The 14,158-nt window shown below is 61.1% G+C and carries 15 protein-coding genes; 5 read left to right on the forward strand and 10 right to left on the reverse strand.

The window, feature by feature from the left end; translation table 11 throughout:
- Position 1: 1 nt before the first annotated feature.
- From ACYZTY_RS10005 to ACYZTY_RS10020, 4 genes are all read right to left on the reverse strand, one after another.
- On the reverse strand, positions 2–589 hold the full coding sequence (locus ACYZTY_RS10005) for a DcrB/PsbP domain-containing protein (protein ID WP_461958321.1): 588 nt from the start codon (positions 587–589) through the stop codon (positions 2–4).
- 238 nt (positions 590–827) lie between these two features.
- The gene (locus tag ACYZTY_RS10010; RefSeq protein WP_461958322.1) at positions 828–1,499 is read right to left on the reverse strand and encodes a glutathione S-transferase family protein; all 672 of its coding nucleotides are present in this window, start codon (positions 1,497–1,499) and stop codon (positions 828–830) included.
- Between the two features lie 81 nt (positions 1,500–1,580).
- Positions 1,581–2,504, reverse strand: coding sequence for an aromatic amino acid exporter YddG (gene yddG, locus ACYZTY_RS10015; protein ID WP_461958323.1), 924 nt, complete (start codon positions 2,502–2,504; stop codon positions 1,581–1,583).
- Between the two features lie 56 nt (positions 2,505–2,560).
- A complete protein-coding gene (locus tag ACYZTY_RS10020) occupies positions 2,561–3,355 on the reverse strand; it encodes a hypothetical protein (protein WP_461958324.1) in 795 nt (264 codons plus the stop codon).
- Between the two features lie 163 nt (positions 3,356–3,518).
- On the opposite strand from ACYZTY_RS10020, the gene ACYZTY_RS10025 reads away from it, so the two are divergent.
- From ACYZTY_RS10025 to ACYZTY_RS10035, 3 genes are all read left to right on the forward strand, one after another.
- Positions 3,519–4,052: a chalcone isomerase family protein gene (locus ACYZTY_RS10025; protein WP_461958325.1), complete on the forward strand. Its 534-nt coding sequence runs from the start codon at positions 3,519–3,521 to the stop codon at positions 4,050–4,052.
- Positions 4,053–4,062: 10 nt separating this feature from the next.
- Positions 4,063–4,587, forward strand: coding sequence for a DUF3833 domain-containing protein (locus ACYZTY_RS10030; RefSeq protein WP_461958326.1), 525 nt, complete (start codon positions 4,063–4,065; stop codon positions 4,585–4,587).
- A gap of 78 nt (positions 4,588–4,665) precedes the next feature.
- A complete protein-coding gene (locus ACYZTY_RS10035; RefSeq protein ID WP_461958327.1) occupies positions 4,666–5,985 on the forward strand; it encodes an Nramp family divalent metal transporter in 1,320 nt (439 codons plus the stop codon).
- A 115-nt stretch (positions 5,986–6,100) separates the two neighbouring features.
- On the opposite strand, the gene ACYZTY_RS10040 is transcribed toward ACYZTY_RS10035, so the two are convergent.
- Positions 6,101–6,994: a LysR family transcriptional regulator gene (locus ACYZTY_RS10040; RefSeq protein ID WP_461958328.1), complete on the reverse strand. Its 894-nt coding sequence runs from the start codon at positions 6,992–6,994 to the stop codon at positions 6,101–6,103.
- 113 nt (positions 6,995–7,107) lie between these two features.
- Between ACYZTY_RS10040 and ACYZTY_RS10045 the strand changes: the two genes are divergently transcribed.
- Complete coding sequence (locus tag ACYZTY_RS10045) at positions 7,108–7,710, forward strand: NADPH-dependent F420 reductase (protein WP_461958329.1); 603 nt, start codon at positions 7,108–7,110, stop codon at positions 7,708–7,710.
- Positions 7,711–7,973: 263 nt separating this feature from the next.
- Here the strand turns inward: ACYZTY_RS10045 and ACYZTY_RS10050 are convergent, their stop codons facing one another.
- The 3 genes from ACYZTY_RS10050 to ACYZTY_RS10060 are packed head-to-tail and all read right to left on the reverse strand — an operon-like array spanning position 7,974 to position 10,564.
- Positions 7,974–9,155, reverse strand: a complete 1,182-nt coding sequence (locus tag ACYZTY_RS10050) for an acetyl-CoA C-acetyltransferase (protein WP_461958330.1) — start codon at positions 9,153–9,155, stop codon at positions 7,974–7,976.
- Between the two features lie 11 nt (positions 9,156–9,166).
- Positions 9,167–9,832: a CoA transferase subunit B gene (locus tag ACYZTY_RS10055; protein WP_461958331.1), complete on the reverse strand. Its 666-nt coding sequence runs from the start codon at positions 9,830–9,832 to the stop codon at positions 9,167–9,169.
- Between the two features lie 33 nt (positions 9,833–9,865).
- On the reverse strand, positions 9,866–10,564 hold the full coding sequence (locus tag ACYZTY_RS10060) for a CoA transferase subunit A (protein ID WP_131063187.1): 699 nt from the start codon (positions 10,562–10,564) through the stop codon (positions 9,866–9,868).
- 288 nt (positions 10,565–10,852) lie between these two features.
- Between ACYZTY_RS10060 and ACYZTY_RS10065 the strand changes: the two genes are divergently transcribed.
- Positions 10,853–11,755 carry a LysR substrate-binding domain-containing protein gene (locus tag ACYZTY_RS10065; protein WP_461958332.1) on the forward strand — a complete coding sequence of 301 codons (903 nt, stop codon included), beginning with the start codon at positions 10,853–10,855 and terminating at the stop codon, positions 11,753–11,755.
- Between the two features lie 115 nt (positions 11,756–11,870).
- Here the strand turns inward: ACYZTY_RS10065 and ACYZTY_RS10070 are convergent, their stop codons facing one another.
- Both ACYZTY_RS10070 and ACYZTY_RS10075 read right to left on the reverse strand, forming a co-directional pair.
- A complete protein-coding gene (locus ACYZTY_RS10070; RefSeq protein WP_461958333.1) occupies positions 11,871–12,701 on the reverse strand; it encodes an NAD-dependent protein deacetylase in 831 nt (276 codons plus the stop codon).
- A 131-nt stretch (positions 12,702–12,832) separates the two neighbouring features.
- A complete protein-coding gene (locus ACYZTY_RS10075; RefSeq protein ID WP_461958334.1) occupies positions 12,833–13,879 on the reverse strand; it encodes a class I SAM-dependent methyltransferase in 1,047 nt (348 codons plus the stop codon).
- Between the last annotated feature and the right edge of the window lie 279 nt (positions 13,880–14,158).

The raw sequence follows: 14,158 nt of genomic DNA on the forward strand, positions 1-14,158 counted from the left end.
CTTACTTGCCGGTGACGATCTGCTTGACCAGCGTCTCGTGGCCGCCATTGTCGCTGAGGCGGGAAATCACCTGGACGATCGCCATGCGCGTGTTGGACGCGGCCATCAGCGTGGTGTCGAGGGTTTTGCCGCCGCCCTGGGTGGCGGTGCTGTCGATCTGCCGCAGCCCCAGGCCGGTGCCTTTCTGGGTCAGGCTTTTTTCGCTGAGTTTGGTGAAGTCCGGCAGCGCCTTGGCTTGCTCGGTGGCGAAGTCGGCCGCTGCGGAGTCGAGGAACTGACCGTCGTTGTCCTTGACGTTGGCGCCGCCAGGGATGGTGTTTTCGGCCGCAATCACCACGGTTTTAGTGGTCTCATTGGTGTACATGGTGCCCGTTGCCCCGGCGGTGCCGGTGGCCGCGTCTCCGGCAGGCAACGGGTTGGCGATAAAGCCTTTGGGCAGGGTGAATTTGAACTTGCCGCCAAGCATCGACACCTCTTGTGCAGGCGCTTTGTCGCTGGCAGTGGCCTTGGCGGCATAGGCATTCAAAGCCCCCAGGCTGGCGGCCGCCGTCAGTAACAGGACAGCGGCTTTTTTACTCAACAATGACATCGGAAACTCCAGGGATGATCGCGCATTCGCCGCAATCATCCCATGGAACACGATTTGTAGCAGCTCCCGAAAACCGGCCTGTAGCAGCTGCCGAGCCTGCGAGGCTGCGTTCGGCTGCGAAGCAGTCGTGAAGTCGGTATACGAGGTTTTCCTGAAAAACCACGGCGCCTGATTTCACGACTGCTTCGCAGCCGAACGCAGCCTCGCAGGCTCGACAGCTGCTACACCGACAGCGGTGTCAGTCCTGATTCTGCGGAAACAGGTTACGACGGGTTTCTTCGTCGAACTCGGCCTTCAGCACCAGTTTCTCTTTCAAACCCTGCGCACGTTGGGCCGCCGGGCGGGCGCTGATTTCATCGAACAGACGCTTGACGTTCGGGTAGGCCGCCAGACCGTTCTCGCCGAGGATGTACGGCGCGTAGCTCGCCCAGCCCCACAGCGCCATGTCGGCGATGCTGTAGGTGTCGCCGGCCAGGTATTGATGATCGGCCAGGCGCTGGTCGAGCACGCGGTAGTGGCGTTCGACTTCCTTGAGGTAGCGATTTTTCGCGTAGGCCAGGTCTTCCGGTGCGTGGTGCAGGAAATGCACGGCTTGACCCGAGAATGGCGACAGCCCGGTGGCGATGAACATCAACCATGACAGGAGCTCGGCCTGGCCTGTGACGGAGGTCGGCAGGAAACGCTGATGTTTTTGCGCCAGGTGCAGCAGGATGGCCTGAGAGTCGAACACGGTGGCGTCGCCGTCGACCAGGGCTGGAACCTTGGCGTTCGGGTTGATCGCCAAAAAGGCTGGCAAATGTTGCTCGCCCTTGAAGGTGTCAACGCCAATCAATTCGTAAGGCGTTTGCAGTTCTTCAAGCAGCAGGGCAACTTTCATCGGGTTTGGCGAAGGGTGGAAAAAGAACTTCATGGTGTAGGCCTCAGTCAGTGGGTTAGGAACTGAGGCTGATGGTGGGGCAAACCTGTTCGATTGACGTACGAGGTTTTTGCTCTACTCGTTCTGGATTATCGAACGTGTTGTGGGGGCTTTATCACTTGCTCGCGACGTTGCGATCACCGCACCGGCAATAATTAACACTGCCGGCACGATCAGGATCGGACCGGCATGGCTGCGTCCCACGACGATCAGCAATAATGTTGAAATCAACGGCGCCAGGTAGGAAAGCGCCCCTAGCGTCGCCAGGTTGCCGTGTTTGGTGGCGTGGTCCCAGGCAAGAAATGCCAAACCGACCGGCCCGAGGCCGAGCACCACAATCGCTGCCCATTGGCCGGGATCAGGCCGCACCGTGGTTTCGAACGCCAGGTGACAGATCAGGCCGGACACGGCCGACATACCGCAGATCCCGCCGATGATGCTGCTGGGCACGTCATTGAACCGCCGGTTGATCACTGAATAACCGGCCCAGATCAGCGCACAGCCGAATGCTGCGAGATAACCGGCGACGGGCATCGTTGCGCCAGCCTCCGGGCCGTGTTGCTGCATGATGAACGCGGTGCCGGCCAGACCCAGCAGCGCGCCGAGCATTTGCCGCTTGTGCAGCTTTTCCCCGGCCGAAAGCGCTGAGAGCAGCACCAGCAACAGCGGCCACAGGTAGTTGATCAGGCTGGCTTCGGCCGCCGGGGCGACTTTGAGCGCGAAAAAATACAGCGCGTGATAAACGAAAATGCCCACGAACCCGGTCGCCCACACGGCCCAGGGCTGTCGCCAGCTGCTGAAGCCGGCGATCCCGCGTCGACCCAGAATCACCAGGCTCGCCACAAACGCTATGCCGAAGCTCAGCGTCAGTAATTCAAAGGGCGGAATGCCTTCGGTGAGGGTGGTCAACAGCGCCAGGCAGGACCAGAGAAATATCGCGATCACACCAACGGCTGTGGCTGAGTGGGGAGTACGGACGAGGGACGTTGTGAGGCTCATGTCTGTTCCTTCAGCACGTAGCGGGCGACATCCTGGCCCTCTGGATGTGAAGGAGCTTAGCGTTTGATCGCTGATCGTCCAGCCGCGGTCGTCGGGTTGACCGGTCGCGCCAACAAGCGGCGGGTGATCCCCAGCAACCCCACGGACACCCCGACACCCAGCGCAAACGCGCTCATGCCCATCTCGGGCAATGCCAGCGCCAACACCAGGCAAAACGCCGCGAACGAATACATGCCGGTCGCCGTCGCCCGCAGCAATGCGGCCGTAAACGCCGGACCGCGGGTTTGCTGGGAAAACACCGCCATCACGCTGCCGAGCACCGGGAACACCGCAAGCAAACCGCTCCAGCCTTCGCCGACGGTGCTGGCGAGTAACGTCACTGCGAGGGTGAGCAGGGCGCCGGCAATCATCCGCAGCAGCAGTTTGTCGGACTTCGGCGCCGGGCCGGAAACGATGGGTTGCACGCTGGGAAACAGGTAAGGCGCGGCCAGCAGCGCGATGGCGGCAGCGACCGTCGAGAACACCAGCGAGGGCGGAATCAGCGAGAGCACCACGGCCACGGCGGCCCAGACCAGCAGTGAAATCGTCAACGCCCATGGCCATTCCGCCCGTTGAGCAACCTGGGCGTAGGTCACGCAGAAGGCAATCATCGCGAACATCGCCGACAACGCCGCTGTCGCGGACTGAGCGGCGAACACTTCGCCTTGCTCGATGGCAAGGAAGAACAGAATCGGCCCCACCACCACCGGCAACCCCGACAGCCAACCGGCCACGCTTGGGCCCCAGCGTTTGCCCGCGAGGGAAATCAGCAACAGAAAACCAGGAATCACCAGCAGTTTGAGCATCAACACGCACGCGTCTCCGACCCGAGTGAGGCGCCAACGTTAGCACCGCGGACGTTGGATTGCTCTAGAAATTAATGGATTTTGTATACAAAGCGCGCGGCAAAATAATTGTACAAACATATACTTTGCGTATAAGTTTTTAGTAAATGCCCACGGTGAGAACAACGCGATGAACAGCCCCCGATTTCGCCTGCACCACAGTGTGTTGTTGCTGGGATTGTTAGGCACCCAGGCCTTGGCCAATTGGCAGGAGGCATTGCCCGGCGCGCAGATCATAGGCGCCGGCGAGTTTCGGGTGTTTGGGTTTGATGTCTACAACGCCCGGCTCTGGAGTGCGGCACGGCCATTGGCGCTGGACCAGCCGTTTGCCCTGGAACTGATCTATCAACGCAGCATTTCCCGCGATGATCTGGTGCAGGCCAGTGTCGATGAAATCAAGCGATTGTCCGGCGCCTCGGTCAGCACCGAGCAGCTCGAGCGCTGGAAGGTGCAGATGCAACAGTCGTTCGTCGATGTAAAAGCCGGCACCCGCATTACTGGCATTTATCTGCCGGGACAGGGCGCGCGGTTCTTTGTCGGCCAGCAGCCGCAACACGAAGTGAAAGACCCGCAATTCGCTCGGGCCTTTTTCGCTATCTGGCTCGACCCACGTACGCGTAATCCCGAGTTGCGCCAGCAGTTGCTGGGCAGCGCCAATCCTTGAGGTGCATGACATGCTGAAGAAACTGCTACTGGTGTTGTTCGTCTGCCTGGCCGGTTGCAGCGTTGATGTGGAGCGCTACAGCGAGCAAACCCCCAAGCTCGATCTGCCCGGGTTCTTCGTCGGGCGAGTGGATGGCTGGGGAATGTTCCAGAAACGCTCGGGCGAGGTGATCAAGCGTTTTCATGTATTGATCAACAGTCGAATGGACGGCCAGAACCTGATCATGCATGAAGCCTTTACCTACAGCGACGGCACGAAACAGACCCGCGTCTGGACGTTGTACCCTGACGGTCCAGGCCGTTGGCGCGGCACGGCCGGCGATGTGGTCGGGGAATCTCGCGGTGAGGTAGCCGGCAACGCTTTGCACTGGCGCTATGAACTCAGCCTGCCGGTGGACGGCAAGGTCTACCAGGTGCATTTCGATGACTGGATGTACTTGCTGGACGAAAACACCATGGCCAACCGCTCCGCCATGACCAAGTTCGGCGTTGAGTTAGGCCAGGTGACGTTGTTCTTCCGCCGACACGGCGCCTGATCCTCGGGCATTTGCCCCTTGGGCGCACAGGCTGAAACGTCTAAGCTGCGCTTTTTCCACCTGTCGACGGATGTGTGCGTGAAATTCAGTTTGCCCAAAGTCGCCACAGCGCCGTTTTGCCCTCCGGAAGTGGCCGGCAGCGTTGCCGTTGACCCGCGCGCGTCGTTCTTCAAGCGGGTGCTGCGCTTTGCCGGTCCCGGTTTGCTGGTGTCCATCGGCTACATGGACCCGGGTAACTGGGCGACCGCCATCGAGGCGGGTTCGCGGTTTGGTTACAGCCTGTTGTTCGTGGTGCTGCTGGCGAGTCTGGCGGGGATGGTGGTGCAGTGTCTGTGTTCGCGCCTGGGCATCGCCACCGGCCGCGACCTGGCGCAACTGTCCCGGGAGCGCTACAGCACGCGCACCGCTCGGACTCAATGGGTGCTGGCGGAAATCTCGATCATCGCCACCGATCTGGCGGAAGTGCTCGGCTGCGCGCTGGCCTTCCATCTGCTGCTGGGCTGTTCGCTGACCGTCGGCATCGCGCTGACCGCGTTTGACACGCTGTTGGTGCTGGCCCTGCAAAACCGGGGTTTCCGCCGACTGGAGGCGATCATGCTGGTGCTGGTGAGCACCATCGGCGTGTGTTTCTTCGTCGAGTTGCTGTTGATCAAGCCTTACTGGCCGGACGTCGCCCGTGGTTTTACCCCGTCCCTGTCGGCCCTTGGCGATGCCGCGCCGCTGTACCTGGCCATCGGCATTCTCGGGGCCACGGTGATGCCGCATAACTTGTACCTGCACACCTCGATCGTACAGACCCGAATGATCGGCAAGGACCTGGCCAGCAAGCAGGACGCGGTCAAGCTGGCGCGGATCGATACCATTGGCTCCCTGGCGTTGGCGCTGTTGGTCAATGCGGCGATCCTGATCCTCGCAGCAGCGGCGTTTCACAAGAGCGGACACACCGATGTGGTGGACATTCAGGACGCCTATCATTTGCTCGATCCGCTGGTGGGCGGCGCCTTGGCCAGCGTGTTGTTCGGGGTCGCGTTGCTCGCTTCGGGGCAGAGCTCGACCTTTACCGGGACCATCGCGGGGCAGGTGATCATGGAGGGCTATCTGAACCTGCGGATTCCCTGCTGGCAACGGCGGCTGATTACCCGGGGGCTGGCGCTGATCCCGGCGTTTATCGGGGTCTGGCTGATGGGTGATAACGCGATCGGCAAGTTGCTGGTGTTGAGTCAGGTGGTGTTGAGTTTGCAGTTGCCGTTTGCGTTGTATCCGCTGATTCGCATGACCAACGATCACAGGCTGATGGGGGCGCTGGTGAATCGCTGGCCGACGCGGGTGTTGGCGTGGGGGTTGTTTGTGGTGATCAGTGGGGCGAATAGCTGGTTGATCTTTCAGTTTCTCGGGTGACTGGGCTGGCCTCTTCGCGAGCAGGCTCACTCCTACAGTGGATTTGTGTCGTACATCAAACCTGTGGGAGTGAGCCTGCTCCGGGCGGCGATCCGACGATGAACGATGACGCGGTCTATTTCTGAAATGCATCAACCACAAAATCAATAAACACCCGGGTCTTCGCCGGCATCAACGTGCGGCTCGGGTAGTACAACGAAATCGGCCCCGCGTCGGCATGCCAATCGGGGAGCAGGCGCACCAGTTCGCCGCGCTGGATATTCGCGGCTACGTCCGGTAACACCAGCAGCGATACACCCAGACCGAGGATCGCCGCCTCACGCATGGCGGCCGGGTCGTTGAGGACAATATTTTCGTTGAGAATCGCCTGCGCCTCATTGCCCGCGCCATCCTGCATGACCCACTGCCGGATCCGTCCGGTTCGGGTGCCGCGCATCACGATGCCATTCAATCGGGCCAGGTCTGCCGGGCTGTCGAGCAGGCTGTGTTGCGCGAGGTAGCCCGGTGAAGCCACGGCCACGACATCCGCCGCCGCCAATGTTCGAGAGATGACCCCGGGCGTCAACTCGAAACCGCCGCCGATGGCCGCGTCATACCCCTCGGCAATCAGGTCCACCTGACGGTTTTCGAAGTGCCATTCCGGTTTGATCAGCGGATATCGCTTGAGGAATTCCGGCAGCAACGGCAGCACATGACCGATGCCAAACGTCGGCGCCAGGCTGACCTTGAGCACCCCGGCAGGTTCACCTTGATCGCTGCTCACCGCGCTGATCGCCGACTGCAACGCCTGCAGATTGCCGCCGATGTTCGCCAGAAAACGTTCGCCAGCCTCGGTCAGTGACAGCTTGCGGGTCGAGCGCTGGAACAGTCGCACGCCGATGTTTCTTTCCAGCATCGCCACGTTGCGGCTGACGGCGGCGGGTGTCAGCGCGAGCAAACGTGCCGCCGCAGAAAAGCTGCCGGTCTCGGCGCTGCGAACGAAAGACTCTAGGTTGGCGAGGGTTTCCATGGCTGACACCTGATAGCAAGGCTTGAAAATCATTCAAGGCATTACCGTCTAATCAAGTCCTAATGGCAAGCGCAGTATTCACGCCAACGACAACCCACTCGGAGTGAACACTCATGAACACCATTGGAATCATCGGTGCCGGCGCCATCGGCTCAGCCTTTGCCCGGGCGCTTTCACGCAAAGGCATTGAAATCGTGATCGCCAACAGCCGTGGCCCCGAAAGCCTGGCCGCGCTGGTGCAAGAACTCGGGCCGACGGCACGCGCCGGCACCCGCGAAGAAGCTGCTGCACAAGCGATCGTGCTGGTGGCGGTCAACTGGTCGAAGCTGCCGGTCGCGTTGGCCGGCCTGCCGGATTTCGGTGGGCGGATCGTCATCGACGCGAACAATTCGATCGAGGCGCCGTTGTTCAAAGCGGTTGATCTGAATGGGCGGATGTCGAGCGAAGTGTTTGCCCAGTGGGTGCCTGGAGCGCGAGTGGTCAAGGCGTTCAATCATCTGGCGGCGCGTTTGCTGGAAAGCGATCCGGCGGCGGAGGGCGGTCAGCGGGTGCTGTTTGTGTCTGGCGACGATGCCGAGGCGAAAGCTCAAGTGATCGGGTTGACCGAGCGATTGGGTTTCTTCGGAATTGACCTTGGAGAATTGAGTGTCGGCGCGCGACTGGCGCAGTTTCCGGGCGGGCCGTTGCCCACGCTGAACCTGGTGAAATTTGCCTGACAACACGGCCCGTGTAGCAGCTGGCGAAGCCTGCGTTCGGCTGCGCAGCAGTCGTAAAATCAGGCAATGCGGTGTGTCAGAAAGACCATGTACTCAGGTTTCACGACTGCTGCGCAGCCGAACGCAGGCTTCGCCAGCTGCTACACAGTAAGCGGCGCAGCAAAGATGTGTGAACTGTAGGACCCGGTGCGACATGAGTCGCACCGGGGGTGTTACCAGACCGCGCGGTTCTTCGTGGGTCCCCGCACAGTCCGTTGAACGCTTTACGCCCGCTCGATCGCCAGCGCTACACCCTGACCACCACCGATGCACAAGGTGGCGAGGCCTTTCTTGGCGTCACGCTTGATCATTTCGTGCAGCAAGGTCACCAGCACCCGGCAGCCCGACGCACCGATCGGATGGCCCAGGGCAATGGCGCCGCCGTTGACGTTGACCTTGTTCAAGTCCCATTCCAGGTCCTTGGCCACCGCCAGGGATTGCGCGGCGAAGGCTTCGTTGGCTTCGATCAGGTCCAGTTGGTCGATGGACCAGCCGGCCTTGCTCAGGCAGCGACGAGTAGCCGATACCGGGCCGATGCCCATGATTGCCGGGTCGACGCCCGCGTTGGCGTAAGCAGCGATTTTCGCCAGCACTGGCAGGCCCAGGGCCTTGGCTTTGTCGGCGCTCATCAGGATCACGGCGGCGGCGCCGTCGTTCAGGGACGAGGCGTTACCGGCGGTCACCGAACCGTCCTTCTTGAAGGCCGGTTTCAGTTTGCCTAGCGCTTCGGCGGTGGTGCCGGCGCGCGGCTGCTCATCGGTGGCGAAGGACAGTGGATCACCCTTGCGCTGAGGAATCAGGATCGGTGTGATCTCATCAACAAAACGCCCGGCTTCGATGGCGGCCGTGGCTTTCTGCTGCGAGGCCGCGGCGAAGGCGTCCTGTTGCTCGCGGGTCAGGCTGTACTTCTCCGCCAGGTTCTCGGCGGTGATGCCCATGTGGTAATCGTTGAACGCATCCCACAGGCCGTCGCTGATCATGGTGTCGACGATTTGCGCGTGACCCATGCGCAGACCGGTGCGCGCACCGGGCATGACGTAGTTGGACAGGCTCATGTTTTCCTGGCCGCCGGCAATGATCACGTCGGCGTCGCCGCAGCGAATCGCCTGGGTGGCCAGGTGCAGGGCTTTGAGGCCCGAGCCGCAGACCTTGTTCAGGGTCATGGCCGGCACGGTAAACGGCAGGCCGGCCTTGATCGCCGACTGTCGCGCAGGGTTTTGCCCGGCACCGGCGGTCAATACCTGGCCCATGATCACTTCATCGACTTCAGCAACGTCCAGGCCGGTTTGCGCCAGCAGCTGGCGGATCACCGCAGCGCCGAGGTCAACCGCGGAAACACTGGCCAGCGAACCCTGGAAACTGCCGATGGCAGTACGGGTGGCGGCGACAATGACGACTTCTTGCATGGAATGATTCCTCACTGGGCAGCGAACTGCATTTCCGGAACGTGATCCGGCACGATCAGTTTACCGGCGGTCTTGGCGACAATCTCTTCGACGCTGACGCCCGGCGCACGTTCTTTGAGAATGAACGCGCCGTTTTCGATTTCAAGATAAGCCAGGTCGGTCAGCACACGCTTGATGCACCCGGCGCCGGTCAGCGGCAGGCTGCATTTGGACAGGAGCTTGGACTCACCGTCCTTGGACGCGTGGGTCATGATGACGATGATGTTGTCTGCACCGGCCACCAGGTCCATCGCGCCGCCCATGCCCTTGACCAGCTTGCCGGGGATCATCCACGAGGCGATGTTGCCTTGCGCGTCGACTTCAAACGCACCGAGCACGGTCAGGTCGACGTGACCACCGCGAATCATCGCGAAGGACTCGGCCGAGGAAAAGATCGAAGCGCCGATACGCGCGGTCACGGTTTGCTTGCCGGCGTTGATCATGTCGGCATCGATGGTTTCTTCAGTAGGAAAAGGACCCATGCCGAGCAAGCCGTTTTCCGACTGCAGCATGACTTCCATGCCTTCAGGGATGTAGTTGGCGACGAGGGTCGGAATGCCGATGCCCAGGTTCACGTAAAAGCCGTCCTGCATTTCGCGGGCGACGCGTTGAGCCATTTGTTCGCGGGAAAGTGCCATTGTTGTTTTTCCTTCAGGTCCGGGGGCTGGAGATCACTTACGCACGGTGCGCTGTTCGATGCGCTTCTCGAACGTGCCGCAAATGACCCGGTCGACGTAGATGCCAGGGGTGTGGATCTGCGACGGGTCCAGCTCGCCGGGTTCGACGATTTCTTCGACTTCGACCACGGTGATCTTGCCGGCAGTGGCGGCCAGCGGGTTGAAGTTCTGGGCGGTGTGGCGATAAATCACGTTGCCGAAATGGTCGGCTTTCCAGCCTTTGACGATGGCGAAGTCACCGGTGATGGATTCTTCCATCAGGTACTGGCGGCCATGGAATTCGCGCACTTCCTTGCCATCGGCAACGGGCGTGCCGACGCCGGTGGCGGTGAAGAAAGCAGGGATGCCGGCACCGCCTGCGCGCATTTTTTCGGCGAGGGTGCCTTGCGGGGTCAGGACGACTTCGATTTCGCCTTTGAGCAGTTGGTCTTCAAACAGTTTGTTCTCGCCAACGTAGGAGGCCACTACTTTTTTGATCTGGCGGTCTTCCAGCAGCACACCGAGGCCGAAACCGTCGACGCCGCAATTGTTGGAAACCACGGTGAGGTCACGGGTGCCTTTGCGCTTGATCTCGGCGATCAGGTTTTCCGGGATCCCGCACAGGCCGAAGCCACCGGCGATCACGGTCATGCCGTCTTCAAGACCTGCCAGAGCTTCCTCGTAGGAACTCACGCGCTTGTCGAAACCTGCCATATGCACCTCTTTTATTCTTTGTGGGCGGCTGGCTAGCCGTAGTGGAAGTGAGTGTCGCGCTGACAAATTAATTTGTTAAGTTGATTTTTAAGGTTGATTGATAGATAAAACTCACCAATGTGAGGCCATAGGAGCCTGTAGGAGCTGTCGAGTGAAACGAGGCTGCGATCTTTTGACTTTGATCTTAAAAAACAAGATCAAAAGATCGCAGCCTCGTTTCACTCGACAGCTCCTACAGGGAGCGTGCGTTTACGTTGAATTACTGTAGTGACCTTGGAGAGACCGCGCATGACCGTCAAGCAGATCCGCGCATTCCTGGCCGTGGCCCAGAGTTTGAGTTTCGCCGTGGCGTGCGAGCGGTTGCACCTGTCGCAATCGGCCTTGAGCCTGACCATCAAGGCCCTGGAGGAGGGGCTGGGCGGGCGATTGTTCACCCGCAACACGCGCAATGTGGCGTTGACGGCCGAAGGCGAATCCCTGGTGCCACTGGCGCGCCGGTTGATTGCGGACTGGGACAACGCCGAGGATGAACTGCGCCAGCGTTTCACCCTTCAGCGCGGGCGCGTGACCCTGGCGGCGATGCCCTCATTTGCCGGCAATCTGCTGCCGCCGATCCTCAAGACCTTTCGCGCCCGTTATCCCAAAGTCAACGTCACGGTGAACGACGTGATCAACGAACAGGTGCTGGAAATGGTGCGCGACCGGCAGGTGGAGTTGGGCGTGGCGTTTGAACCGACGCAGAGTTCATCGCTGGAATTCACGCCGTTGTACAGGGACCGTTTTGTTGCCGTGGTGCCGGACGATTCTCCCTTTGCCGAACTGCAAGACATCGATTGGCAAACCTTGCTCAAGGAACCGTTCATTACCTTGCAACGCCCGTCGACAGTGCGGGTGATGCTGGAAGAGCACTTGCAGGCGCGAGGGATGAAGTTGCCAGTGGAGTTCGAGAGCCATCAGCTGGCGACGGTCGGGCGAATGGTCGCCAGCGGGTTGGGCGTCAGCGCCGTTCCAGCGTTGTGCGCCGGGCAGATGCGCGAGTTGGGCGCGCGGTGCATTACCTTGCGCGACCCGGTGGTGGAGCGGGCGATTGGCGTGTTGACCAAGCCAGGGGTGGAACTGTCGGCGGCGGCGCAGGCGTTGTTCGATATCCTCAAAGCCGAAAACCTCGGCCAACGAATTTCGATGCCCTGATCACAATCCCCTGTAGGAGTGAGCCTGCTCGCGATAGCGGAGTGTCAGTCAGCACCATTTTTGCCTGATACACCGCTATCGCGAGCAGGCTCACTCCTACAGGGTTTTTGGGTGATCAGGAGGAGAGGCGCTGGGCCAGTAAGGGCAAAAGCTGTTCGCACGAAGCCTCAATCTTCAGATCAAGAAGCTCATCCGCCCGGGTCTTGCCCAAATTGATCGCCATCAACGGCTTCCCCTGATCCGCCACCACCCGACACAACCGAAACGCCGAATACGCCATCAGCGACGACCCCACGACCAACAACCCCGCAGCCTGTTCCACCGCAGCCATTGCCTTGGCCGCCGTCACCTGCGCGACATTCTCGCCAAAAAACACCACATCCGGCTTCATCCGCTCACCCGCGCAATGCGGACACTGCGGCACTTGAAACCGAGCCTCGAACGCTGCATCCAGCAGCGTATCGCCATCCGGCGCCTGCACTGCTTCGACTCCGGCCAGGTAGGGGTTCTGCGCTTCCATCAATTGCTGAATCGAATCCCGCTCGCTGCGCTGCCCGCAGTCCAGGCACAGCACCCGGTGCAGGCTGCCATGGAGTTCGATCACATCATGGCTGCCGGCCTGGTCGTGCAGGGTGTCGACGTTCTGGGTGATCAGCCCGCTGATCTGCCGGGTACTTTGCAAACTGGCCAAGGCTTCGTGGGCCACGTTCGGCTGAGCCTGGCGCACGCGCGGCCAGCCGAGCATCGCCCGCGCCCAATAGCGTCGGCGTGATTCCGGGGCCGACAGAAATTCCTGATACATCATTGGTTGCCGGCCGCGGCGCACGCCCTGGTTGTCGCGGTAGTCCGGTATGCCCGACGGAGTGCTGATGCCGGCGCCGGTCAGCACCACAAACGGTTGATCGGCCATCAGCTGCTGGAGCCGATCGAGTTGTTCGTCGAGCATGTTCAACACTCCGCAGGGCCTTGAGTGTCTGCAGAGTAGCATCGCCGATCACCCTGTAGGAGCACGGCTTGCCGGCGAAGGCGATTTCAAAAACGCCATCACGTGCAAGCCATGCGCCACAGGTCCACGGATTATTTACGCGCCTCCAGAATCAGGTTGAACGGCGTTTCCGTGGCCCGCCGGAAACTCTTGAACCCCGCCTCGGTGAAGACCTTGCGCAACCGCGCCTCACCGGCCTGAGCGCCGAGCCCCAGGCCGACCTCTTGGGACAGCGAGTTCGGTGTGCAAATGAAGGTCGAGGCGGCATAGAACAGTCGGCCAACCGGGGTGACGTTGTCGTCCAGCGAGTCGTTGGCGAACGGTTCCACCAGCAGCACCGTGCCGTCCGCTTTCAGCGACTCATAAGCGTGTTTTGCCGCGCCCACCGGGTCGCCCATGTCGTGCAGGCAGTCGAAGTAGCAGACCAGGTCATAGTCGTCGCCGGGGAAGCTTTTTGCGGTGCCCTGGAAGAACCGCGCGCGCTCGGAAACGCCACCTTCTTCGGCGCGCTGGGTGGCGACGGTGATGGACGGTGCGTGGTAGTCGAAACCGACGAACCGCGAGTCCGGGAATGCCTGGGCCATGATCACGGTGGAAGCACCATGGCCGCAGCCGATGTCGGCGACTTTGGCGCCAGCCTGCAGTTTGGCGACCACGCCGTCGAGGGCCGGCAGCCATTCGGCGATCAGGTGCGCCTTGTAGCCGGGCCGGAAGAACCGCTCCGTGCCGCTGAACATGCACGGATGGTGATCGCCCCAGGCCAAGGCGCCGTTGCCGCGCATGGCATTGACCAGTTTGTCCTTGTCATGGAAAAACGACGCGACCACCCCGACACCGCCCGCGATATAGACCGGTGAGTCTTCGATGGCCAAGGCCAGGGCTTGCTCTTCGGGCAGGCGGAACTGGCCGCCCTCATGTTCCATATAACCGGAAGCGGCGTGGGCGCTGAGCCATTCACGCAGCAGGCGGGGGTTGCAGCCGGTCTTGTCAGCGAGTGCTTCAGGGGTGATTGGCTGACTGTCGGCCATTGCCCGGTACAGGCCGAGCTCTTCGCCCAGGATGACGTTGGCGAGCATCGCCGCGCCGCCCATGTCGTTCACCAGTTTGCCCATGAAATCATTGAGTCTGGCCTCGTCCATCACGTGTGCTCCTTCAACAGGATCACCGTCCAGAGGCCTTGTTTTTCGAGGCGTTCACCCCTGGGCGGTGGTCGTGGGAATGAACAGGACGCTCTGCACGTCCCGCGTGCAGTAAGTTTAGTACGAGCCCCATGCGCCACGGCCTGGAGCGACGAAAGCCCACATCCCCCCGGCAGGCTCACTCCTACAGGGATTGGTGGTGTTTTTGGGAATTGTATTCACTCGACCGCCCCCGGCACTGCGGCGCACCGATGCCAGTGGTACTGCGTGTATCCCACT

The sequence above is a fragment of the Pseudomonas sp. LB1P83 genome (genome assembly GCF_054897885.1).